This window comes from Paenibacillus sp. FSL R5-0914, from assembly GCF_038004525.1.
GTDB lineage: Bacteria > Bacillota > Bacilli > Paenibacillales > Paenibacillaceae > Paenibacillus_AQ.
The window spans coordinates 348,767-367,887 of the sequence record NZ_JBBORH010000003.1; the positions used below are offsets into that span (position 1 = coordinate 348,767).

A 19,121-nucleotide genomic window follows, 5' to 3' on the forward strand; every position below is an offset into this window, starting at 1 on the left:
GGGGACGAGTTGAAAAGAATAGGTACAGGTTGGTATGCAACAAAATTGAAATGATTTCGTCTTTATATATGGAGGTGGAGAAAATTGGGATTTTTCGTTTCGGGTGGCCGGTTTGAATCATTATTACAGCGGAACATGAAGCTGATGCTTGTATTTGGACTTCTGTTCGCTGCATGTTTTACAGGTGTGGGAAAGGCGGAAGCTGCTGCTGGATCCGATCTGATTATCGTGAACAAAAAGACAAACAAACTCGCGTATTTCAGTGATGGCAAGCTTGTGAAGACTTTTCCAGTCGCAACAGGAAAATCAAAGGAACTGACGCCTGAAGGCAGCTTCAAAATGGTAGTTAAAGTAAAGAACAGACCCTATTACAAAGAAAAAATACCCGGGGGTGATCCGGCCAATCCACTTGGCGACCGCTGGCTAGGGCTAGAAGTGAACGGAACTTATGGTACCACATATGCGATTCACGGCAATAATAATGAGTCCTCCATAGGAAAGTATGTCAGCGCCGGATGTATTCGAATGCATAATGATGACATCCACTGGCTGTACCCAAAAATAGCTAAAAATACAAGGGTCATTATTACAACAAGCACACTGGCTATGGAGAGTATTGCGACTAAAAATGGGTATTCCGTAGGAAGTAAGATGTTTGCTGGAGCTTTTGAGCTGGATGGAGTCACGACAAAGCTAAAAGATCCTTTTTTAATGGATAACTCCCGTGTATTTGTTCCGCTGAGAGAATCTGTAGCCTTGTTAGGTGGAACTTTACAGAGCAAAGCTGGAACAGGTGCACTGCTAATTACGATAGGAAATCGTACGGTGGCACATCAGCCTTTATCCGATCAGGCTGTTGTGAATGGAAAGACACTTACGATACCGGCGTCCCGTAATGAAAATGGTCGATTGATGATTCCGCTGAGCATCTTGCCCGAATTATTTGGTATTCAGGTGCAATGGAGTTCACAGTCTCAGTCGGTAAAGATTATTTTATAACTATTCTTGAACTTTTAATTCTGGCTTAATGGGTATATACTATATTCATTCAAACCAATTCGGACAATGACGGAGGACCACCGACTGATGAATAACTAACACGTTTCCTAGAAGTAGACCATTGAGCTTGTGAAGTGCATATGCACAAGTCACGGATCACCCGTTCAGGGTGATAACGGTCAGGGATACGTGTGTCGGTCGGGGGTCTTACGTTGCTTTTATATGAATAGATCTATCTATTGTTTGGTTTACTCTGCATACAGCAGGTGATCACGGCCGTAGTCTATTCATGTTATGGCATATTTCCCTCCCCATCATACGCTATTTGACCGCAGACCGCTGGCTGCGGTTTTTTATTTGCAATATAATCGGAGGAATGAAATATGACCTTAATAAAAGCAAAAAATTTACGCAAAGAATGGAACGGGACCCTGTTATTCGAGAAGGTGTCCTTTGAGATATCAGAAGGAGAGCGTGTGCTCTTGTTCGGTCGTAATGGAATCGGCAAAACCACATTACTTAAGGGGCTGATCGGTCGCCTCCTCTTTGAGGAGGGAAGTATCTATCATGGTTTGCCACGTGAGGAATGGGGTGTGCTGGATCAGCAGCTAGAAGTATCCGAAGAAGTGACCGCCTTGGATTACGTAATCGCCGGATCGCCAGAGCTCCCCCAATTGAAGCGCCGGCTTGAACTTCTCAGTCAGAGGTTGCAGGAGCAGAACGACGAGAGTGAAGCGGGATTGGCTGAATACGCCGAAGTGTACGGTCAATACTTGCAGCTTGGTGGATATGACTGGGAGGCTAAAGCCGAAAAATGCTTGAAGCAGCTCAAACTTGAGCGTTCGGTTTGGAATGTGCCGTACCCATTGCTAAGCGGTGGGCAAAAGACACGCGTTCAATTGGCAGCATTGTTAGCCCAGCAGCCGAAGCTGTTGATTCTAGATGAGCCGACGAATCACTTAGATGGAGAAACGATGGAGTGGTTGGAACAATGGGTCCATACCTATCCCGGAACTGTGCTTTATGTTTCCCATGATCGTACGTTCATCGATCGAACGGCGACGGCGTTGCTGGAGCTTAGTCCAGAGGGGTGTCGCCGGTATTCGGGTGGATATACGCAGTATCGGGAGCAGAAGGCGGTAGAGGCGCGAACGCTAGAGGGACAATATAAGAAGCAGGAACAGGAAAAGGAGAAGCTGCTGGAGAGCATCAGAAGGTATTCCGAATGGTTCCAACAGGCACACCGTGCTGCCGGACAGCATGATTTCCTGCGTGCGAAATCAAAGAAGAACGTATCTCGTCTTCATGCGAAGGAAGCTGCACTCGAACGCTTAAATAAGAACCGTGTGGAATTACCACGCGAGACAAGTAAGCTGAAGATGAAGCTTGAAAGTGAAGGGTTTATGGCGGACACTTTGCTGTCACTCCGTGAGATTGATTTTGCATATAAGGGTAGTGCGCCTGTACTGAAAAATTTCAGTTTGTCATTGAATCGAGGAGATCGTCTCGCTATTCTGGGTCCTAATGGTGTCGGTAAGTCTTCTTTGCTGAAGCTGATTGCTGGTATTCATCAACCTAGCAAAGGTGAAGTGCGGCTGCATCCGCGTACGAAGGTTGGTTATTTTGCGCAAGAGCTCGATAATCTAGCGGTGTCGTCCACCATTCTGGATAGTTTGCTTGAACTGCCAGGTATGACCCAAACGGAGGCACGAACGATTCTGGGCTGCTTTTTATTTTCGCGGGAGGATGTCTTTAAACGAATTGGTGATTTAAGTCTGGGGGAGAAATGTCGTGTAGCTTTCCTTAAACTGTACTTTGGAAAAGCTAACCTATTAGTACTGGATGAACCCACCAATTATCTGGACATTGACACTAGGGAACGAGTAGAAGAAGCGCTAAGGGTATATCCGGGAGGAATTGTGATGGTCTCACATGACCGGTACCTTCACACTAAAGTAGCTAATCGTTTGGTAATACTAGCACCGACTCAGGCACCGAAGTTTTTTCAAGGTTCCTATGAGGAATACACCTCGAAAGACAGGAGTCGCGTGCTTACCCGTAAAGAACAGGCCCTTGAGGACGACCTCGTTCTTCTGCAGCTGCGTCTGAATCAACTGATCCAGAGCGGAACTAGGGATACAGAGGAGGAGAATGAAGCGTTAATGGCGGAAATCGTTAATCTGAGGGCGCAGATTCAGGAAATAGAGGGTAAGGAAAAAACTATACACTCATAAGGAAGAACCGACACAACCTAGCTCAGGATAAAATGTATCTTGGGCTGGGTTGTTTTTCAAATATTTCGATAGGAGTCATCATGGTCAAGGTGTATAATTGGATGAATATGGATGTTTTGCGTACAGGAAATTTTGAAGGGGAGGCTCTAGAAATGACAAAACTAGGTTCTTTTATATTGGAATTACTTCGAATGTGTGTATTGCTTATGTTGACCTTGTTTATTTTAGGCGGGGTAGAGAGATTTATATATCAATCTATATTTGGTCAGCCTGTGTATAACTGGAGTATGGCGCTCGGGAATTTATTGATATTTTTTATGCTGTATCGGAATCATTTTCAGTTTAAAGGTTGGTACAAATCGCAGAAAAATCAAAAGCTAACGATCCTCACTACGAGAATCACAACGGTTATATCGCTTGGACTTATCATCCTGCCGATGATCGGGCGGCTAAGCCTATGAAGATTAGAATCATCGGGGCCTGTGGAAGTGGCAAATCCTATATCGCTAGAGAGCTGTCCAAAAAGTATGGTGTGAATTATTACGAAACAGATAATTTGGTATGGGATAGAAATGGCGAAAACCTCCGTTATTCTGTTGAAGAAAGGGATGCGCAATTGAAGGAGATCCTCGATAAACCGTCATGGATCCTGGAAGGCGTACATTATAAGTGGGGGCAAGAGAGCTTTGGAAAAGCAGATTTAATCGTTATTCTGAGACCTAATCGAGTATTCAGGGATTTGAGGGTCATTACAAGGTTTATAAAGACAAGACTTGGATTTGAGCAAGCGAATTATAAGCAATCGTTTAAGAATCTGTATGTGATGATTTTTGAATGGAATCGGGGATATGATCAGGAAGCGATACATAGAATAATTGAATTAACGAATAATTTTTCTGATAGACGGGTGATTTTAAAGAATAATAAGGAACTGGAAACTACTATTGAAGAGCGGATAATCAGGATGAATGAATAAAGTAAGCATAGAGAGTGAGGCCCTAAAATGGATAATTATAAAGTTGAACGTTTGGAACAGGAGGATTTCATAGGCTTTTGGAAAAGAGTTCTCGCTACTATTCTTGATCTCCTTATCATTCTGATACCTGCGGTTATTGTATACTGGATATTCAATTCATTAGCTATATCCTTGCATTCGGAGATTCCCATCATCCTTGAGTATATTTTCTTCGTCGTGTTTGATGTTTTTATGATCGTTAGATTTGGCGGAACGCCTGGGAAGCTGGTTTTAAAGATGAAAATTGTCAATCAGCAAGGGAATATCCCAACGTTGAAGGAAGCACTAATTCGAAATATTTTCCGAATCATGAGTACGATTTTTTCAATGATTGTTGGCGTGAGCCTCTACGATCTCACTGTGATTTCCACCACTCTTAATTTATGGGCACCTTTAGCTACTGACCTCAGTAAAATACTTGGCCTCATCATGCTTGTGGATTATCTATTTGTCGCATTTACTCCCCGTAAACGGGCGCTTCACGATATGATGGCTGGTACTTATGTTGTTGATAAATCCGCAATCTAAAGGATGCTTTTATAAGCATTCTTTTTTTTAATATTAAGTATTTTACCATTAAACAATTTACTATTAAATATTTTAGTGTTAAAATATATGTCGAAGCAGCCAATAATTATGAAATATCTAAGGAGGATGTCTTGGAAAACCCAGATATTTTTAGACTCATACATGCAGTTGAATTATTCACGAATGAAATTATTGTTCGATGGATGAATGCTTTTGACCACAATATTGGGATATCTCCTGTTCTCGTCTTGGGAGAATTGAATAAAAAGGGTCCCCAGAAGCAAACTACTTTGGCTAAGAAGCTAGGTTATACGCCGGGGGCGATGACGAATATTGCCAATCGCTTAATTAAGCAGGAAATGGCCGAGCGCAAATATAACGAGGATGATCGCCGAAATGTACTGCTGTCTATCACGGACAAAGGCAGAGATGTACTGAAGGAAGCACAGCTAAAAGGGCAGGAGCTCCGAGCTGAAATGTTTCAGAAGCTCGATGAAGAAGAACTGCAGCAATTCTTGAAAATCTATGAAAAGTTGTTAACGAGCTTTGATAGCTCTGAAACATAAATGAAGTCATCTAAGAATCTTAATCACATTATAAAGGGGTATGAATATGGGAAGAGTTCAAGGTAAGGTTGCATTAGTAACTGGAGGCGCTTCAGGTATTGGCTTATCAGCCGCTACTTTAATGGCTAGAGAAGGAGCCAAAGTTGTCATCGCCGATTTTAATGTAGAGGCTGCCAAAGAAGCAGCAGCTAAGATTAAAAGTGAAGGTGGAGAGGCGGAAGGTCTTTTCCTGGATGCATCCCAAGCGGATTCGATCAAGGAAGCTGTTGATTTCACAGTCGCTCAGTATGGCACGATTACAGTCTTATTTAACAATGTAGGTCTAACTAATCTGCAAAAAGACCTAGATGTCGTCAACATAGATTTGGAAGAATGGGATCGCTTGATGAATGTGAACACCAAAAGTGTTCTGTTAGGCAGCCGGTTTGCCATTCCACATATGATTAAAGCGGGCGGGGGCTCGATCATTAACACAGCTTCCATGTCAGCATTTGCTGGAGATTCATTGCGCACGGCTTATGGCTCCTCTAAGGCAGCTGTTGTGAACCTAACTCGTTACATCGCCACACAATATGGTAAAGATAAGATTCGTTGCAATGGAGTGGCTCCGGGCCTGATCTTAACACCTGCGGCTGCAAGAAATATGCCGCCAGCTGTGCTGGATATTTTCCAGAAGTTCAACGCTCTGCCTTACCATGGAGAAGCGGATGATATCGGAAACACAGTGTTGTTCCTGGCATCGGATGAATCTAAATTCATTACTGGTCAAACGATTGAAGTAGAGGGTGGTCACTATATGTCCAACCCGAGCATTACGGACTTCCAGAATTACATGATGGAAGCTAAAGGTAAATAGAATCATGCGTAATTAAAAAATCCGGTCCATGCTCGTGTTAATCGAGAGGGACCGGATTTTTGTTTGTATAAGTGAGTTAGGCTAAGTTAGCTTACCGCTAAAACAGCCTGTATAAAGGTTTTCAGTGCTGAGGATTTTGTGCTATCAATCCATTGCTTCAGCACATCCGTCTGACCATTTACATACCATCCGAGTTTTTCCTTCAGCTCTTGGTCAAAGTTGTTAGGCTGTTTCGTTCGTTCAGCTATGAGCTGTTTAAGCATTTGCGGCCAACGATACCCATTATGACCGAAGCTGTGTTCGGGGTAATGTTCAGCTAGTGTCATTACAGAAGAGAGCGACTCACCAACGTATAATTCTGCCGCCAAATAGCTGCCAATAAAACGATGGCTGCCATCATGCTCTAGAGCCATAGCGAATTGTTCGCGTGCTTCTTCTAGCTTGCCTTGATGCATGAGAGCTGTAGCATTTATCGAGCGGTCATAGTCATCCCCCTTAGTTTGACTCAGCTCAATGTAGCGGGAATAATACTCGTTATATGATTTCCAGTCTGCATGGTCAAAATAGTACTGTGACAACGTGAAGGCATAATTAGAATAAGGATGCAACTGTATGAGCTTTTGGAGTAGCGGAATTGCCTGATCTTCTAATGAGTCATCCTTCGTCAGGGAGGATTTAGCGAGCATCAGCTTCACAAGCATGTGCAGGGCATGAGCATCCTCTGGATCATCTGCAACATTCTTTTGGTAAATTTCTATGGCTTGATCAGGTTTCTTATTTAGCAATAGTCTATCGGCTGTGGTTAATTCTCGTTCCTTGAGATAGAAGAAGGGCAGATTACCAACGGTGTCTTCGTTCAATCTGTAGCCATTACTGCGGGTAAGCAGATGTCCATCCGCATCAAATGCTTCGATATTCCAAGAAAAGCGTGCTTCAGGATTCATGAACACGAGAAAAGATAGAGGATCAATCGATTCAAAGCCCTCTCCGCCACTGCCGTAGGAGAAACCACTATTGTAATAGAGTTCATCTACTGGAATAGAGACTTGATTGTCCGTGATATGGTCCCGAATCTGCGAACTGAAGGAGCTCCCCACCATTGAGACCCCACCGCTTAAACGATAGTAAGCCGCACCTTCAACAGCCTTCCAGTGGAAATCTACAGACTGACCCGTTATCGTCTCCTGATTAATAGGAGACTGAAGCTCAAGCAGAGGTTGTAGAACAATGCTCTCATTCAACCTATCATCCGGTTTAACTTCAATCCAATCGTCATACTGTACAGGCCAAGTCCATCCGTCGATCTGATCATAGCTAAGTCCAAGCTGCAATTGATAGAAGCCCGGAATCACACCGTGGAATTCGAAACGCCCTTCATCGTCGGTAACGATTCGGTACGGTTCAGCAGCTGTGATGCTGTGATTAACCTCGCTTTCAGCACGGAGAAAAATACCTGCGCGCGAGATTGGTGTCCCATCGCTTCGGGTTAGGGTTCCAGATACGACAGCTGTTGAGGTACTTCCCATATCTACAGCTGACTGAATGGCAGATATTAGCGCTTCAAGCTGCATTTCGGCTTCTGAAGTGCCAATCGTTGGTGCTGAACTTGATGATGAGCCCGCTGCTTCGCTGTCTTTATCAGAGTTACTAATGACAAGACTCATTTGTTTATGAATATCCTGCCAGTATTTTTTGTAGCTCACCAAGCCATTGGTTACTACGGCAAGGGCTTCCTGCGCTTTGCCTTTCGTGAAGAGCAGGCGCCCGGTAAGCCATGCTTTTTGCGCTTCTAAATCTTTCTGATTCTCGTATGGAAATGTGGTTTGTTCAAGAATAGATTCAGCGGCTGTTGTATCCCCACGATTCAGGGCACGTTCTGCTTGAAGCAGCGCCAGTTCTTTTGCCACGCTAGAATTACTGTCTAACTGTTTCGCGGCGGTGTTTAGCGCTTGATCTCCGTCGTCCCTACGACCAAGAGCATCATATTCGTAGGCAAGCAGCTTAACCGCAAATATACGTGTATTATTCGCTGGCCCATCAAGGATGTATTCCTCTAGCAACGCGATTTTATCCTCTGACTGCAAGTCGGAAATACTCGGTTCATCATGATTCCACTGACTCATAGAGGGGCCAATATTTACGTCGTATCTATAGGGATCGTAGCCATGCTCCTTATCGATGATATTTGTTTGAATAAGCTCCATACGTTTACTGCCAGTTGTAGACTCTAGCTTTTTCAGAAGTTCTGTACGGGCCAGGTTAGATTGAATAGCTGGGCTTTCCTCCATTTGTGCCTTTGAGGAGGGCAGAAAGTTAAATAGAAGAATGAGCAGGGAGGCCGGGAGTAGCACGAATGACACTAGATGTTTGATTTTGATCTTAATTCGCATGTCTCTTCACCGCCTGATCATAGATATCCTTCCAGTACGTATTACCTCCAGCCTCAATAAGTTCACGGTTCGGATGCTGCTGGACGTTTTGTTGTGGTTGATGTTTAACCTCTGGTTGATGCAGAGTCAATGATACGACTAGAATAATGGCACCAATGGCGCCTATAGGTTTCAAAGGGATCTCGATTTCTTTATTCCAGAAAGCCAAGAGACGAGCTCCAAAGGTTGGAGGGTGGGTCATCTTGAGGACGCGTTCATGTCCTTCGAAGTGTATGGGTTGTAGTTCTTCATCTAGCTGTTGCTTGATAGCTCCGCGTTTCGTATTCTCCGTGTTCCCCGTATTCATAAGAAATGTCCCTCCTTCTCCAACATCTTTTTTAAGAGTGTCCGTCCTCTAACTAACCGGGATTTAATCGTATTCTCCGGTGTATTCAATTGCTCGGAAATTTCACGGATGCTCATCTCATGAAAGTAATATAACGTCAGACATTCGCGGTATACATAATCGAGATTCCTGATGAACTCGGCGAGTCTAACATTATGCCATTCCACCATAAAAAGCTCTTCTGCCCCGGCAGTGAAGCCCGCATCATCGCTGGCTTGTAGCTCTGACCCACCCGAGGGGAAAATATTACGCCAGCTCCAAGTCCGTTGCTTCATGCGGCAGCGGTTGACTACGATGCGAATGAGCCAAGCCCTTAACCGTTCCGGATCCTGCAACTGATTCATTTTGGCATAGGCTTGAATAAAAGTATCTTGTACCGCCTCTTCGGCACTCTGTCGATCTTTGAGCAGTAAGCAGGCAGTTCGGAGCAGCATATCCCCGTAATCGTCCATCAATAGGCGGAGAGCTGACTCATCCTTTGCTTTTATTCTCTCTATAATATTCAGATGAAGCTCCCCTCCCTTTACTAATAAGATGCGGCTTGGAGGATTAAGGTTGCGTTTGTGTGGAATATTTTTACTAAGGGGGAGTATCTCCCGAGATGATGTCCCGTAATTTATTGATGTTCAGCTGATTTGGGTAAATGATATTTAGACCAAGCCAAGCCCTCCTTGGCTGATGAAACTTTTTCATTTCAGTATCGTCTATATTTTCAGTTTCATTTTTTTGCAAGCTGGTTTTGAGCTAACCTACTAAGGAGATGACATCATGTCAGTACAGATTAAATTTTTAGCAGCTTCTATTTTGCTCACAGGAATGATTGGATTAGCTGGATGCAGCTCGAACAATGAGCAAGCTAATTCTGCTTCTGCTTCCCCAACCACGGCGCCAACTGAAACGGTAACAGCAACCGCAGAACCAGAAGTTAGCCCATCAGCCACTCCTTCGGAAACCGCACCAGCAGTGACCGCTTCCCCTATGGAGACTAATAAAGATACAGCCAATGCGAATCCGCAGAATAGCGACAAACAACTTCAAGAATTACTTGAGCTTGCTAAAAAGGGGAAGGTGCCCGGTGTTGAATATGCTGCTCATACCGGACTAATTGATGAGGTAGAAGCCGATTGGGGTAAACCTGATCAACAAGAGCCAGCGGGAAAAGGTATTTATGCTACCTACACTGATGAACATGTCGTATTCGGATTCAATAAAGGGAGCCTAATCTTCGATGTTCGTTCCAGTGATGCTGCGCTGCAAGAGCTAACACTGAAACAGATCGAGTCCACACTGGGCAAGCCGGATGATACCAAAGTAAATGGTGAGGATAAGATCTACACTTATCAAGCCAATGATCAATTCCAGTTGAAATTCATTATTCCAAACTCGACGGGTAAGGTAGGTCACATCTCTGTTTTTAGTGAACAGGATTCTACTAATAATATGGCTGGATAAGACCAGCAATGGGTGCAAGGAGCAATCATGCAGAGAAATCTGCGGATTGCTCTTTTTGTATGTTTATTTTTAATCTGGAGTACGCCTTGGATGGGCTGATATAATGTAACCAATGAGCGGATTCGGGGGAAAGAGAGGTTCTATCATGCAGCTGGAATTAATCGAAAGTGAATATAAAGTGACCGGAGATGGGATAACGATCGAATTATTCCCTAAAGAATTTACGCTTTTTCAGTTCTTGTACAAAAATAGAGGGCGTACGTTCAGTCGAGAACAACTGCTGGATAAGGTATGGCCCCTAGAATACCCAGTAGAGCGAACGGTAGATGATCATATTTATCGCCTTCGTAAAAAGCTTAGCAAGCTACAAGGCTTGGATATTAAGACTGTTCGTGGATTTGGCTATAGTCTAACGATGCGGGAACCCTCAGTAACTATGACCAATCCGACTACATATGACGCAAAGATGCAAGAGACGATGCGGGAGGTATTCGTAAAATATCATCAATACGGCCAAGGACGATCCATGTTAACCTTAGCGCGACAACAGGATGTTTTGGGTTATGAAATGGATCCGTTCTATTCGATCTATATTCATTTTGTGCAGGGAGATTTGGAATGGCTTCTGAACACAGAGGAAGTTGAGATTGAAGAGCGTTTCTATTCTTTGATGATCTGTTATATATTTTTGGGTGATCCGAAGAAGAAATTAGAGTTCTGTGAGCTAGTCCTTGAGAAAAAGATTCTTTTGCCGCCCCAGCATCGTGAAATGGAGATCCTTAATATTCTGGATTTGTACACATTGGCCGGGCAACCGGAAAAAGCAATAGAACGATTAAAGCTAACGCATGAAGTGATTAAAGAGCCTGGGTATGAGAACTTCATTCCTGTAACGGCTATTTCCGAAATGCTCGTACACTTGTGGATGGGGACAAAAGATCAGGAATTGGAGCGGATGGCGAAAGACATTGAAGTGCTTTTGCAGGAGAAACCTTTTTTGCGTGAGATCGGCAGTTATAAAGTTGCAAGAGGCTTGTGGTGTCTACGGCGCAAGTCTTGGCGTGAAGCAGAGCAGTTATTGGATGAGGCGCTTCAGGTGCTAGAGATGTCAGGATTCGTGCCGATGCGGATATATGCGTTATACCGAATTGTTCACTATTGTAACGAGTTTTCTCCCCAGTCAGCTTTGCATCAGAAATATGCAGATTTATTTGAACGTGAGAAGGAAGAGCGGGGATTCCATCGTTTGGAGCAATCCTTGGAAAACGTGCTTATGAATATCGTGACAGCTCTCTGATAATTCTCTGACAATTCTCCGTTACATTAAGATCATGATTCATATGTTCTTGTTCTTAATCGTAACTTGGAGGAATGTCCGATGAATGCTTCATCACAAGCAGGAACGAGTCTGCTAAAAAACAAAGTGTATATGCGTGTGTACAGCGCATATGCGACAGCCACTTTTGGGGATTGGTTCGATGCACTGGCGATTCAGGTACTCGTAGGGTACCGCTGGCAGGCTAGTCCGTTAATGCTGGCTTTAATTCCAGTCTCCATAGCTTTACCTGGGATTCTGTTCGGCTCCGTGGCGGGGGTAGCGGCTGACCGACTAAATAAGCTAAAGCTAATGCGGATGTGTGATCTACTAACGGCATTGTTAACAGTACTAGTTCTTTTCGCTCCCAGTATGGTGTGGCTACTCCCGTTACTGATGTTGCGTGCTGCTATCTCGACGTTAAATGTGCCTGCCCAGCAGTCGATGACCCGCAGTATGGTTAGAGAGGATCAGCTGCTTCAAGCCACTTCACTTAATGGAATCGTAAATCAGGGTTCCAAAATCGCTGGGCCATTACTGGGTGGTTTTGCATTGTCTGTGCTGACGCCACAGTGGTGTATTTTGATCAATGCTTGTCTTAGAGGATGCTCTTACTTGCTCCTACTTACTGTTAAAAATAGTGAAGCAGGACAAGTCAGCTCAGAGAGCAAGGGGGATCCAGAGGAGCATGTTTCTCTCCGCACGATGTGGAAGGAAGGCTGGAGCTTTATGCTGCGCAGCAGACTGCTGCTAAACAGCATGCTCTTTGGTTTAGTTGGTGCGTTAGCTATTCAGATGATCGATTTTCAGTTTACAAGTCTATTCAGAATTATCGCACCTGCTGAGGAATCTATGCTGGGCTGGCTTGTCGCGGCAACTGGCGTGGGTGCAATATTGATGATCATGGTCATGAGCAAAATGAACCGGGGAACAGGCTACGGCTGGAAGCTAGGTACGGGTTATGCACTTATTGGTGTATCGGTCGGAGGGCTTGGCCTGCTTCAGCCAGGCGTGACTAGCCTTCCTGTACTGCTGCTAGGATTCGTACTGGGTCTCGGAAACGGAATGTTTATGATTACCTTCAATTATTGTTTACAAAAAGAAACTCCCCCGCACATGACAGGGCGTGTGTTCGGTATTCAGAGTACCATTCTTAGTGGAGTTATGATTGGCGCTCCACTCCTCGGTGGAATGCTGGTTCAGGCTGCTGGGCCTAGTCGAATCTTTTTAAACTTTGGTATCGTAATCGCTTTGATAGGTGTGCTGGGGATAGTATTTGGCCGCGTGCTGTGGCCTGTGCAGAAAGAGAAAAGTGATAGCTCAACGGAGCAACCGGGGAAGGTTAAAGTGGTGGAAACTTGAGGCTACAGATAGTGAAGGTCAGGCAAACTAGCCAGACTAGAAAGCTTGAGTAGCACGGACTATCTAGCGGGCTTACCTAGCATTTAGTTGCAGAATCTGCAATTAAATGCTGTTCCATCGTTCAAAGCGAACTTTAGTTGTATTTAGTGCAGCTATAATTTGATTTTTTCTCTTTTGGGGTAGAAATGATGGTTTTTAGTTGCAGAAACTACACTTATTTGCTCAGCAGACCTCTTTTTACGCTTAATAGTTGTATAGAGTGCAATTAAGAGATTTCCTAGCTCGCTAGGATCAATTCTTGCCCGTAAGGGCTTTTTTTATGAAGGAGTTTGGATAGAACACGAGAAATGTAAAGGTAGAGGAGGGGAAAGAATGACAACTTTTATTTATATGGTAAGGCATGGAGAGTCACCCAAGCTGCCCGGAGGAACTGAGAGAACACGTGGATTAACAGCGAAGGGGGAGGCGGATGCCCGTAAGATAACGGAGAAATTACGTCTCGAAGGAATTGAAGTCTTTTATTCAAGTCCATATCTTCGGGCTATACATACGGTTTCTGGCTTGGCGCAGGAGTTAGGGGCAGAGATTCAAAGTGTTGAAGATCTTCGGGAAATCCATTTTTCGGATGGAAATATGATCATGCCTGACCAGGAGCTATATCCATTACTGGAAACAATGTTTGCTGATCCAAATTCTGTTCCGGTTGGTGGAGAGTCCATTCATGCGTGTCAGAAGCGATCAGTTAGCGTGCTGCAAGATATACTGAAACAACACAGTGGGCAAAAGGTTGCGATTGGAACTCACGGCGCAGTCATGACGCTTATGATGAATTATTTTGACGCCAAATATGACCTGGATTTTCTACTACAAACTACAAAGCCGGATATTTATAGAATGGAATTTACAGGCGCAACGTTAGTGGGTGTGGAAAGGTTGTGAACTCCCAAATTGGGATAAAGCTGTGATTATTCATAAGGATGGCCTGGCATTCGCTAGGAACCATCCTTTTGTTTATTTACAAGCTATAAAATCGCTTAGTATTCGCAGTTAGTATCTCTTCTGCTTGGCTGGAAGTGTAGCCATGTAGCGCTCCCCAAGCGGCGGCGACATCAGAAATCATAGATGGATGCGTGACTCTACCCGCAAAAGGTCCTTCAAATGGCCAAGGACCATCGGTCTCCGCCATGACAAGCTCTGGGGGATAGCGGCGGGCAAGCTCTTGGATCTCCGTCTCATAAAGGATGTCAGGGGTGAAAGAGATGTAGTAGCCATTCTTAATCATACGGGCAATGGCTTCTTCGGGTCCCTTGAACCAGTGGAAGTGGACACGCTTTATACCATGTTTCTCTAATAGATCACAGGCAATCAGCGCATCCTCATAGACAGCGTGCAGGACCACTGGTTTATCTATACGGGCGGCAAGCTCAAGCAACTGATCAAGAAGCTGAATGTAAGGCTCCATATCAAAAGCTTCGCCGCGCTCCAGCGCTTCAGCACGCGAATAATAAGGCAGTCCAATTTCACCTACAGCGATGAAATCCTCCCGGGCTTGACGCTCAATCCATTCCAGCAAAGAGGATAACTCAGCTTTCTGCGGTATGGGTTGCTCTGGATGAAAACCATAAGCTGGACGTACCACTCCGGGATAGGTAGCGGCAAGCTTTTGAGTGCGAACGCAAGAGTCTAAATTCATGGAGACAGCAATCAGGGCTTCGATCCCCAAGTTAGGAATCTCACTCAACATTTGTTCTGAAACCTCAGGCTCATATTGCTCTAAATGTACATGGGCATCAATCATAGCTGCTTACCCACCACATAAGAGGCATACTCCTCATGAGGCTCAAAACGAATGGATTCAGGTTCCATTCCATCATTCCCTGATTTGTAGGAAAAGGTTAATGTGCCAATACTCTCTAAAAATCCAATATAAACATTGGTTTCAGCTTTCAGTTTGCCTTCTTCTACCATGTAGTAAGTCACAGCACCAATCCCGGCTTTTTCGCCAAGATTGCCATCCTCGCCACGATCCGGATATCGCATAGTAACCATAGATGGAGTTGAACCTTTTACCTGAATTTGAATTAAGGCATCGCCTTTTTCATTGGAGATTTTTGAGGTAACAAATGCTGAGACAGCTTTATCTGCGGAAGGTACATTCATTTCTTTCCACTGGTCAGGCTTAATGACGTGAAGCTCCTGCATAGACATGCCCGTACCTGTTCCTAGCCACAGTATGACAACAACTTCTTCCTGCCCATCCTGATCTATGTCGGCATAATGAATCTCAGGAGTGTAACCTAACAATCTTGGTGCTTCCCAATTAAACGTATGCTTGTTACCGTTCACCTCTACAACAAATCCTTCGTAGGTACCGCCATTTTTGAGGGCAGTATACAGCTTAACTTGGTCATTTTCTGTAGCAATCGCGAGAGGTTCGTTGGGTGTTCTTACGGTAGTACTAACATCCCCTGATGTAATGGAAACTTCATTTTGCGGGGCATTCAGCTGCGCAGTGGCACCAGAGAGAGAGTTTAGAGAGTCTGCCGGAATATATATATTACCATTTCGTAGAATTGCAGGTCCCCCCAGCTCATTTTGATAACCGTCACCTTGCATATACTCATTACCTGGCTTCAAAACATATTTACTGCTTCCATCAGAGATGGTTAAGGTTTTCGTAGCATTATCCCATTGTTGTTCAGATGAGTAGTACTCCATGAGTACTTTTGCAGGTACATAGACCTTATCACCTGAGAAAAAAGGTGGGAGAGAAGGAAGAACGGTTTCTCCATCAACGATTAGCTTCAGTGGTGCTTCAGTAGTTTGTGTTTGGTTAATTGCCATTGTTGTATCCATATCTATAGATGCCGATGCTCCGCATCCGGCTAAAAAGAGCGTGATAGCTCCGATTACGATGATTTTATTCATAATTACCTCCGAGGATTAAGTCCAATCCTCTTAAGTATAGATTAAATCAGCGCGTAGTAGGTCACTTTCTGTAAACAAAGCAGAGACAAGGTTGTTACGTTTGCTATTTATTTAAAAATACGGTCCGAGTAACTTGTGATTTAGGGTCTACCGTCAGACTTTTGCTATAGCGGATCTCCCCAATAGAACAACCCGGTCCGATGACAATATCTTCACCGCAGACGAGATCTGCTGTCGTTCGATATAACATGATGCTAGTCCCTTCAATCGTTTTGCAGGTGAGCTTCCGGAAGTAGGGGATTAGCGCATTCATTAGCTTCAAAGATGGCTTAACAGTAATGGTACCGCTAGATTTTATGACATCGATTGTGCTTCTGTTTCCTAAACGTAGCTCAATGGATGATTCAGCAGTTAACCTATGGATCTTCACAGCACCTTCGGCATAGAAGGTTTCGAGTGCAGCATCTTGTGCTGCAGAAAAGTATCCAGACGATTGCAGTCTGTCTGCCTGGATGTGTTGAACACGGAGACCTCCCAGATTGATAACCTGTTTGGCTCTACAATGACCTCCAATCGAACAATCACCAGATACTTTTAACTTAGCGGTAGTAACATTCTTCTGTGCACTTAAATGGCCGACAACATCGATGGTATCCGCACGAACATCTTCTTTGAGGGTCAGTGAACCTCTTACTTTCAGCGGTGGACCGATCATTTCCTGGCGTTCAAAAAGATCATTAGCATTGGACATTTACAGGGGCCGCCTTTCAAAAAAATATTTTAATAATTAAAATATATAATTATTATAATATATAGTCAATATAGTATTTTGGGCATAAAAAAACTGCCGTCAGTTTCCTGACAGGCAGCATATTTAACCCAAAAGCTTTTAGTTCATCATTTTATCCATTAGCACATTTATTTGTTCTAAAGTTCCTGAAATTTTATCCAAATCCGAGGTAGGAAAGGCTTCAAAGATATGGAGAATCCGCTGATGCCCTTGTTCTGTAAGGACAATGTTGACGACTCTGCGATCCTCCTTCGTCCGCACACGTTCAATAAGACCGGCATCTTCCAACTTATCGCACATCGAGGAAGCGGCTCCTGGTGTAATGATGAATCGTTCGGAGATGTCAGTAATGTTCAAGCTACCTATAAGCCTGAGCTGGAACAGCAGTAGGATCTGATTGTGAGTCAGGGTCTCCTGCTTGGTGATCATATCAATGAAGAACTGGGATTTCTGCTGCACATTTGCCATGGATTCCATAACCTTATGGATAGCATATTGTTTATCTTGCTCTGTGCTCATAGCCACGCTCCAATTTACTTTAGTTCCTAAAATATATAGAAGCTATAATAAGCTTGTCAAGTTAAGGGGTTCTCTCTTCTTTTTAGTATCTTGTAATGGAATTGGAATTATTGCGTATTAACAGTCGAATTTACTTAGCTAAGTAAAATTTTGCTGGAAAGGAGAGTTTGATTGATGCAAGAGCGCGCATTGCTTCACCCCTTTGTTAAAGAGAAAATCCAAGAAAATACGGATATAGATGCTTTATTCACAACGATTTTCGAAACCTTCTATAAAAGAATATTTAACTATATGGCTTATCGGGTTAGCTCACTCCATACGGCCGAGGATCTGACAAGCTTGGTCTTTGAGAAAACATTAGCTAAGCTTTCGACTTATTCCCAAGAAAAAGCTCCTTTGGAGGTATGGTTGTTTGCCATCGCTAGGAATGTGGTCAATGACCATTACAGAAGTCTGAAGCGGCGCAGTTTCTTCTCGCTGGATGCCGTCAAGGAACTGGTTTCTAGCAGGAAAGATCCGGAAAGCATGATCCTCCAGGGAGAACGCAATGGCAAGCTAATTAAAGCGTTGAACACGCTGAACTCGAGGGAAAGAAATATTGTGGCTCTTAAATTTGGGGCAAACCTGAAGAACATTGAGATCGCACAGGTTACGGGGATCACAGAGAGCAACATTGGTGTGATTCTCTACCGGACTATGAAGAAGCTGAAGACTGAAATAGGGAGCGTGGAACAACTATGAATAGTAAAGAAATACAGCAGAAGTTCTCTGCGGATTTAGATGAAAGTATAAATGACACTGCGAAAGACATAAACGGTGTCGGGGAGTATAAGGAGCTACTGGAGCTTGGCAGAGCTTTGGCCCATAAAAATTTCAGCGAGGGTTCAGACAAGACAGCCATTCTAAATAAGGCACGGAGAACGTATGCCAGCCAAGAGGAGGGGAAAGGATTGCGTACAAAGCATAGATTAAGACGTCCTGCTGTTGTACTAGCGACTTTGCTTGTAGTAGGTACATTAAGTGTAACTTTTGTGCAACCATCCTTCGCACAGGAGCTGTTATCTAAAGTATTGCAAACGATAAATTTAGGACATATTGTAGCCCATGAAGTAGAATACTCTGCGGATTACAATGTGATTCCGGAAGAATTGAAAGGTAAGATTTTTGATAGCAACGGAAATGTACTTTTGACCCCCGATGCAGCTCAAAAGGCTGGTGATGTTTACAATGCTGACGGGGAAAAAATCATAGGGTTTGAAGATGGTAGGTTGGTTACGCAATCTGAGAGGGATCAAGAGAAACCGGAAATATTGATCGTGAAGGATTCTAGCAAGCTAAATGAATATACCATTTTTGATGTGGGATTGCCGGAGTACTTGCCGGATGGTTATACCTTTGATCACGCTGAGTTTTATAAGGACGATAACGGTGAAGTAACTAACAGTAAATATATCGACCTATATTTTATTAATAAAGCCTCAGATGAGAGGATTACTATGCAGCAGCGGCACGCTGATGAAGAGACGGCTTATGAGATGTCGACGGACGGTACAATAGAAAAAGTGAAAATAAATGGAGTTGACGCTGTATTGTACAATGGCAAAGCTGTAGACTGGGAAGCCAATGGTGTGTTATACGGTGTAACATCCGCTAACTTGGATAAGGATGATTTGATCAAAGTAGCAGAGTCTATCCACTGATCGATTAGATTAAGTAAATGGCAGGTGGCTTATGTTGCTGATTGGAATGCAGCGATACTGGAAGCCCGCATTGTGCGGGCTT

The 19,121-nt window shown here is 43.9% G+C and carries 20 protein-coding genes; 13 read left to right on the forward strand and 7 right to left on the reverse strand.

What is annotated here, in order from left to right:
- The first annotated feature begins 84 nt into the window (after positions 1–84).
- The 7 genes from MKX60_RS24865 to MKX60_RS24895 all read left to right on the forward strand — a co-directional run bounded on the left by MKX60_RS24865 (position 85) and on the right by MKX60_RS24895 (position 6,198).
- Positions 85–999, forward strand: a complete 915-nt coding sequence (locus tag MKX60_RS24865) for a L,D-transpeptidase family protein (RefSeq protein ID WP_256716435.1) — start codon at positions 85–87, stop codon at positions 997–999.
- Between the two features lie 383 nt (positions 1,000–1,382).
- Positions 1,383–3,233: a ribosomal protection-like ABC-F family protein gene (gene abc-f, locus MKX60_RS24870; RefSeq protein ID WP_341061305.1), complete on the forward strand. Its 1,851-nt coding sequence runs from the start codon at positions 1,383–1,385 to the stop codon at positions 3,231–3,233.
- A gap of 152 nt (positions 3,234–3,385) precedes the next feature.
- Positions 3,386–3,694, forward strand: a complete 309-nt coding sequence (locus tag MKX60_RS24875; protein WP_341061307.1) for a hypothetical protein — start codon at positions 3,386–3,388, stop codon at positions 3,692–3,694.
- Positions 3,691–4,209, forward strand: a complete 519-nt coding sequence (locus MKX60_RS24880; RefSeq protein ID WP_341061308.1) for a hypothetical protein — start codon at positions 3,691–3,693, stop codon at positions 4,207–4,209. The genes MKX60_RS24875 and MKX60_RS24880 overlap by 4 nt, the downstream gene beginning before the upstream one ends.
- Positions 4,210–4,236: 27 nt before the next feature.
- Complete coding sequence (locus tag MKX60_RS24885; protein ID WP_076301072.1) at positions 4,237–4,776, forward strand: RDD family protein; 540 nt, start codon at positions 4,237–4,239, stop codon at positions 4,774–4,776.
- A gap of 131 nt (positions 4,777–4,907) precedes the next feature.
- On the forward strand, positions 4,908–5,342 hold the full coding sequence (locus MKX60_RS24890) for a MarR family winged helix-turn-helix transcriptional regulator (RefSeq protein WP_042185446.1): 435 nt from the start codon (positions 4,908–4,910) through the stop codon (positions 5,340–5,342).
- A gap of 46 nt (positions 5,343–5,388) precedes the next feature.
- A complete protein-coding gene (locus MKX60_RS24895) occupies positions 5,389–6,198 on the forward strand; it encodes an SDR family NAD(P)-dependent oxidoreductase (RefSeq protein ID WP_042185448.1) in 810 nt (269 codons plus the stop codon).
- Between the two features lie 86 nt (positions 6,199–6,284).
- On the opposite strand, the gene MKX60_RS24900 is transcribed toward MKX60_RS24895, so the two are convergent.
- Genes MKX60_RS24900 through MKX60_RS24910 form a run of 3 tightly spaced genes read right to left on the reverse strand, consistent with a single transcriptional unit; the run spans position 6,285 to position 9,428 of the window.
- Positions 6,285–8,588, reverse strand: coding sequence for a hypothetical protein (locus MKX60_RS24900; protein ID WP_341061309.1), 2,304 nt, complete (start codon positions 8,586–8,588; stop codon positions 6,285–6,287).
- Entirely contained in the window at positions 8,578–8,934 is a 357-nt protein-coding gene (locus tag MKX60_RS24905) for a hypothetical protein (RefSeq protein ID WP_076301074.1), read from the reverse strand. The genes MKX60_RS24900 and MKX60_RS24905 overlap by 11 nt, the downstream gene beginning before the upstream one ends.
- Positions 8,931–9,428: a sigma-70 family RNA polymerase sigma factor gene (locus MKX60_RS24910; RefSeq protein ID WP_256716436.1), complete on the reverse strand. Its 498-nt coding sequence runs from the start codon at positions 9,426–9,428 to the stop codon at positions 8,931–8,933. The genes MKX60_RS24905 and MKX60_RS24910 overlap by 4 nt, the downstream gene beginning before the upstream one ends.
- 313 nt (positions 9,429–9,741) lie before the next feature.
- On the opposite strand from MKX60_RS24910, the gene MKX60_RS24915 reads away from it, so the two are divergent.
- From MKX60_RS24915 to MKX60_RS24930, 4 genes are all read left to right on the forward strand, one after another.
- The gene (locus MKX60_RS24915) at positions 9,742–10,425 is read left to right on the forward strand and encodes a YjgB family protein (protein WP_076301076.1); all 684 of its coding nucleotides are present in this window, start codon (positions 9,742–9,744) and stop codon (positions 10,423–10,425) included.
- Positions 10,426–10,570: 145 nt separating this feature from the next.
- Positions 10,571–11,722 (forward strand): winged helix-turn-helix domain-containing protein, encoded by a 1,152-nt coding sequence (locus MKX60_RS24920; protein ID WP_076301077.1) that lies wholly within the window; start codon positions 10,571–10,573, stop codon positions 11,720–11,722.
- Between the two features lie 81 nt (positions 11,723–11,803).
- The gene (locus tag MKX60_RS24925) at positions 11,804–13,102 is read left to right on the forward strand and encodes an MFS transporter (RefSeq protein ID WP_341061310.1); all 1,299 of its coding nucleotides are present in this window, start codon (positions 11,804–11,806) and stop codon (positions 13,100–13,102) included.
- Between the two features lie 372 nt (positions 13,103–13,474).
- Positions 13,475–14,041, forward strand: a complete 567-nt coding sequence (locus MKX60_RS24930; protein WP_341061311.1) for a histidine phosphatase family protein — start codon at positions 13,475–13,477, stop codon at positions 14,039–14,041.
- Positions 14,042–14,117: 76 nt separating this feature from the next.
- On the opposite strand, the gene MKX60_RS24935 is transcribed toward MKX60_RS24930, so the two are convergent.
- The 4 genes from MKX60_RS24935 to MKX60_RS24950 all read right to left on the reverse strand — a co-directional run bounded on the left by MKX60_RS24935 (position 14,118) and on the right by MKX60_RS24950 (position 17,339).
- Positions 14,118–14,900, reverse strand: coding sequence for a TatD family hydrolase (locus tag MKX60_RS24935; RefSeq protein ID WP_341061313.1), 783 nt, complete (start codon positions 14,898–14,900; stop codon positions 14,118–14,120).
- A complete protein-coding gene (locus MKX60_RS24940; RefSeq protein ID WP_341061315.1) occupies positions 14,897–16,030 on the reverse strand; it encodes a copper amine oxidase N-terminal domain-containing protein in 1,134 nt (377 codons plus the stop codon). The genes MKX60_RS24935 and MKX60_RS24940 overlap by 4 nt, the downstream gene beginning before the upstream one ends.
- Positions 16,031–16,133: 103 nt before the next feature.
- Complete coding sequence (locus tag MKX60_RS24945) at positions 16,134–16,781, reverse strand: hypothetical protein (RefSeq protein WP_042185468.1); 648 nt, start codon at positions 16,779–16,781, stop codon at positions 16,134–16,136.
- A gap of 138 nt (positions 16,782–16,919) precedes the next feature.
- Positions 16,920–17,339 carry a MarR family winged helix-turn-helix transcriptional regulator gene (locus MKX60_RS24950; RefSeq protein WP_076284020.1) on the reverse strand — a complete coding sequence of 140 codons (420 nt, stop codon included), beginning with the start codon at positions 17,337–17,339 and terminating at the stop codon, positions 16,920–16,922.
- 174 nt (positions 17,340–17,513) lie between these two features.
- On the opposite strand from MKX60_RS24950, the gene MKX60_RS24955 reads away from it, so the two are divergent.
- Both MKX60_RS24955 and MKX60_RS24960 read left to right on the forward strand, forming a co-directional pair.
- Entirely contained in the window at positions 17,514–18,080 is a 567-nt protein-coding gene (locus MKX60_RS24955; RefSeq protein ID WP_341061716.1) for a sigma-70 family RNA polymerase sigma factor, read from the forward strand.
- The gene (locus MKX60_RS24960; protein WP_283910526.1) at positions 18,077–19,039 is read left to right on the forward strand and encodes a DUF4367 domain-containing protein; all 963 of its coding nucleotides are present in this window, start codon (positions 18,077–18,079) and stop codon (positions 19,037–19,039) included. The genes MKX60_RS24955 and MKX60_RS24960 overlap by 4 nt, the downstream gene beginning before the upstream one ends.
- Positions 19,040–19,121 lie beyond the last annotated feature (82 nt).